The organism is Alcanivorax sp. HI0044 (genome assembly GCF_001634945.1).
Genome location: NZ_LWEZ01001279.1, coordinates 1 through 4,051, shown reverse-complemented (window position 1 = coordinate 4,051; position 4,051 = coordinate 1). Strand labels below are relative to the sequence as shown.

Sequence of the window (4,051 nt, the reverse complement as noted above, 5' to 3'; positions counted from 1 at the left end):
CCCCCTGAGCAAAAAAATCGAAAAAACTTTTCCGCTTTGCAGGGCGCTATTCGATATGTCAGTAAGCCCCACCAAAAAGGGGCACCACAATCCTGACAACACTGGAGTGACCGTGAGCCGTTACCAACCTTCCCGACCCGTATTGCGGGCAATGACATTGCGCCTTGCCATGGGCCTGACCTTTCCCCTCACCCTGACCCTGGCTCTTCCTGCCCAGGCAGAAACCGGCCAGCAGCAATACAATATCGCGGCGGGGCCGCTCAATACTGTGCTGGCCCGCTTTGCCACTGCCTCCGGCACTCTGATTGCCGGTGACATCCAGCTTGCCGCAGGCCAGCAGAGCCAGGGCCTGCAAGGCAGCTACACCCCCGCACAGGGCCTGAGCCGGATCCTCGCCGGCACCGGCCTGGTGGCAAAGGCACAGCCGGATGGATCGTTTGCCCTGGCCAAAGCCAACACCCGAGCATCCACCCTGGAACCTGTCAAAGTCAGCGCCGCCCGCGGCGACAATCTGCAGAACATCGTCAGCTATGACTACAGCGATATTTCACGGGCACAACCCCAGGACACCAAGGACCTGTTCAAGAACGAGGCCTCCGTTTCTGTGGGCGGCTCCATACCGGTCAACGAAAAGGTCTATGTGCGCGGTGTGGAAGAAACCGCCATGCTGGTCACCGTGGATGGCGCCCGGCAGAACAACAAGGTGTTCCACCACAACGCCACCAACCTGATCGACCCTTCTCTTCTGAAGTCCGCCAGTGCCGCCGCCGGCGTAGCCTCTGCCGATGACGGCCCCGGCGCACTGGGCGGCGCGCTGAAATACGAAACCGTGGATGTGGCCGATATGCTCGCCCCTGGTGATAACCTGGGTGGCTTCCTGAACGGCCGCTATGCCTCCAATGGCGATGCCGTCACCACTGCCGGCTCCCTGTTCGGTCGCAGTAACGGTTTCGAAGCGCTGGGTTATGTGAAGCAGGTAGAGGGCAATCACTACGAAGATGCCAACGGCGATAACGTGCCCTACACCGAGCCCGGGCTGCTCAGCGGCCTGGCCAAGCTGGCCTACGAGAATGCCGACGTCGGGCGAATCGAACTGAGCCACGAAGTGGTCAACGACGATTCCGAGCGCCCCTATCGAGCCAATTTTTCCGGCCTCACCGCCGGGCGGCCAGTACCGGCATCACGCAACTATGACCTGACCCGCCAAAACACCGTGCTCGGTTACAGCCGCTTGAAAGGCAGTGGCTTGTGGAACCCGGAAGTGACTGTCGCCAATAACGAGACCGAGCTGGTCACCAGCGAAAATCCGCTGGCCGCCCCCAACACCACCGTGGAATACACCGGCATCACCGAGAGCGTCTCGGCCACCGCCAAAAACACCTTCCACACCGGCTTCGTGGATATCACCGCCGGTATGGACTACTACGATGACAGCGCCGTATTCCAGTTCGCCGGAGACCCGGATCTGGAAGAAAAAGCCGAAAACACCGGCGCCTTCGTGCAATTCCGCCAAACGCTGTTCCAGCGCCTGGACCTGTCCTACGGCCTGCGTTATGACCAGCAGGATTTCACCGGCACCGATGATTCCAGCCATGAAGACGAAGGCACCAGCAGCAACGTCTTCGCCGAATTTCATTTCAACGAACACTTTGCCATTAATGCCGGTTACGCCGATGTCTGGGGCGGGACTGCGCTGGCCGAGAACTTTATTCTCAACGGCGCCTGGGTCTATAACGACATGAAACCGGTGCAGTCCCACAACCACACCGTGGGTTTCAAGGCTAACTGGAACGGTTTCTTCTTCGAAGCAAATCAGTTCGAAACCGGCCTGCGCGATGCCCGTGTTCCCACTTATCGTGGTGGCCCGGACCTGTTCTCCGACTTTGATATCAACGGCTTCGACACCACCGTTGGTTACCGTGCCGATCTTGGCCGACTTTCTGTTACCTATGCCGATATCGAATCGAAGATGGATGACGAATTCGCCACCTCCTACGACGGCAACTATTTCACCGTGCCTTTGGGTGAACAGGTGGCCATCAGCGGCGAGCTCTACTGGCCGAATACGCAGTGGGCCCTGGGCCTGACCACGGAAATCGCTCTGGAGAATGATGACCTGGAGTCACGTGGGCTTGGGGAAAAACAGGACAGCTACACCGTAGTCGACGTGTACGTGAACTACACCCCGATCGATGCCCTGTCACTGCGCCTGTCCGTGGACAACCTGAATAACGAGGAATACACCGATCGCGCCAGCTATGGCCAGGAGTTCCCCACGGTGGCGCCACTGCTGGAACCGGGCCGCTCCATCAACATGGATGTTCGCTACAACTTCTAATGATTGAGCACCAGAAGACCAGCGGCTCTCCCAGCCCGATGGCGGAGCCGCTGGCAGCGTTGCTGCAAGTGATCACATTTTTTCAGGGGCAAAAACGCAAAAGGCCGCAACAGGAAACTGTTGCGGCCTTTCTTTGTGATGGTGCGCCAGGAAGGACTTGAACCTTCACACCTCTCGGCACCAGAACCTAAATCTGGCGTGTCTACCAATTCCACCACTGGCGCAGTGGGCGGCTATTCTAGCAGGCTATCGGCTAATTACCAGCCCCCGCCAACCGGTTAACCGCCTTGCAGAATACGGTAGAGCGCCTGCAGATCCTGATCGATTTTGCTGACCCGGTTTTGCAGAGTGTTCAGCCGGGAATTATCCGATTGTGGTGCGGATTGCGGTGCGGATTGCGCCACCGGCTGCGCCCGGGGCCAGCTATCCAGTGAGGCAACGCGAGAAGACAGCGCCTTGACGCTGGCACTCAAACCGTTGAGGCGCTTTTCCAGCGCCACCGTCGTCTCCCCGTTATCCGTGCTATTCAGCTTGGCCACCGCCACAGTAAGCCCGCGCACCTTTGCGCTCAGCTGACGCAAATCATCACGCACTGACGCTGCCACATCCGCGGCTCCCCCCGCAGGCTGAACAGCCACCGGACGAGCCGATTTCTGTTCTGCCAGATCAGCGGCCAGTTGATAATACTGTTGACGTAATTCACTCAGCTCACGGCTGCTGGACCGCTGCTCCAACCACAACACCACCGCCAGCGATGTGGCCACCAGGGCGAGCCCCAGTGACAGCCAAAGCAGCCTGGAGCGCCCGCCTTCTGACATGCCGACTGGCCTCTGCCGTGGTGCAGAAATAAACGGTGCAGATTCGGTATCCGGTAACGGGGCCGGCGGCGCAACCGCCAACACGTCCTGATTAAGGCCCTGTAAACGGTTTGCTTTACTTTCCGACAACGGGGTATGCGGCATCTTTGCCATGGCAAAACGCTCTTTTTGATTATTGTTTATTTCACTCAATCTGCCAGTGAGCCGGCCTCTCCCCCCGGAGAACGCCAGCTACTGCCGGTCATACAATCAACGGCCTTCCAGTGAATCCAGACGGCTATTGACCTGCAGACGATAAGCATCAAACGCTGCCACTGCGGCTTCAACGTCGTCAACCCGGGCGTCCAGTGTCGAAATCTTGCCCTGGGCTTTTTCCACCTTGTCCAGACCGCTTTTCAGGCTGGCTTGCTGACGCTCAAGCTGCTTGATGCTGTCCACCAGCACTTCCACCCGTGTCTGCATTTGCCCGATCTGGCTCTGCCATTGGTCGCTGCTTTTGTTCACCGCAGCCACCGCGCTTTCCACCTGTTTTTTGAGGGCCGCGGCATCGCTGCTGATATTTTTTAATTTACCGTCCACACCCGCCTGGCCTTTTTTGACCTCGGTGACCGAGGAGGACAGGGCGCTCAGAGCCTTTTTCTGCTCGGCGATGGCAGCTTTATTGCGCTTGTTGCTCAGATCCCACAATTTGCGGATTTCATCTTCATTCGCTTCCAGCTTCTTGCCGTGGGTCTGAACCGTATCCAGCAGTTTGCCGGAGGACTGGTTGAGGCTTTCATCGGTCGCCGACAAACGGGATTGAAGGTTGCCCATTTTTTCACTGGATTCCGTCAACCGGTTATCCAGCTGCGCCTGCAACCCGGAGACCTGCTTGCTAAACCAGACACCCAGAACA

At 58.3% G+C, this 4,051-nt stretch carries 3 protein-coding genes and 1 tRNA gene; 1 reads left to right on the top strand and 3 read right to left on the bottom strand.

Features of this window, described 5'->3' with window-relative positions; translation table 11 throughout:
- Nucleotides 1-112 precede the first annotated feature (112 nt).
- Complete coding sequence (locus A3730_RS18450; RefSeq protein WP_231883995.1) at nucleotides 113-2,338, top strand: TonB-dependent receptor; 2,226 nt, start codon at nucleotides 113-115, stop codon at nucleotides 2,336-2,338.
- Nucleotides 2,339-2,477: 139 nt separating this feature from the next.
- Here the strand turns inward: A3730_RS18450 and A3730_RS18445 are convergent.
- The 3 genes from A3730_RS18445 to A3730_RS31845 form a co-directional block, all read right to left on the bottom strand.
- A tRNA-Leu gene (locus tag A3730_RS18445) sits at nucleotides 2,478-2,562 on the bottom strand.
- Between the two features lie 54 nt (nucleotides 2,563-2,616).
- Nucleotides 2,617-3,309 carry a hypothetical protein gene (locus A3730_RS18440; RefSeq protein WP_063520368.1) on the bottom strand — a complete coding sequence of 231 codons (693 nt, stop codon included), beginning with the start codon at nucleotides 3,307-3,309 and terminating at the stop codon, nucleotides 2,617-2,619.
- Between the two features lie 96 nt (nucleotides 3,310-3,405).
- Nucleotides 3,406-4,051: hypothetical protein (locus tag A3730_RS31845; RefSeq protein ID WP_063538647.1), on the bottom strand; the 646-nt coding region annotated here is incomplete at its 5' end.

Bases quoted from the DNA above. Each gene is read 5' to 3' on its own strand.
- A3730_RS18440 (WP_063520368.1), bottom strand. From the start codon at position 3,309: ATGGCAAAGATGCCGCATACCCCGTTGTCGGAAAGTAAAGCAAACCGT.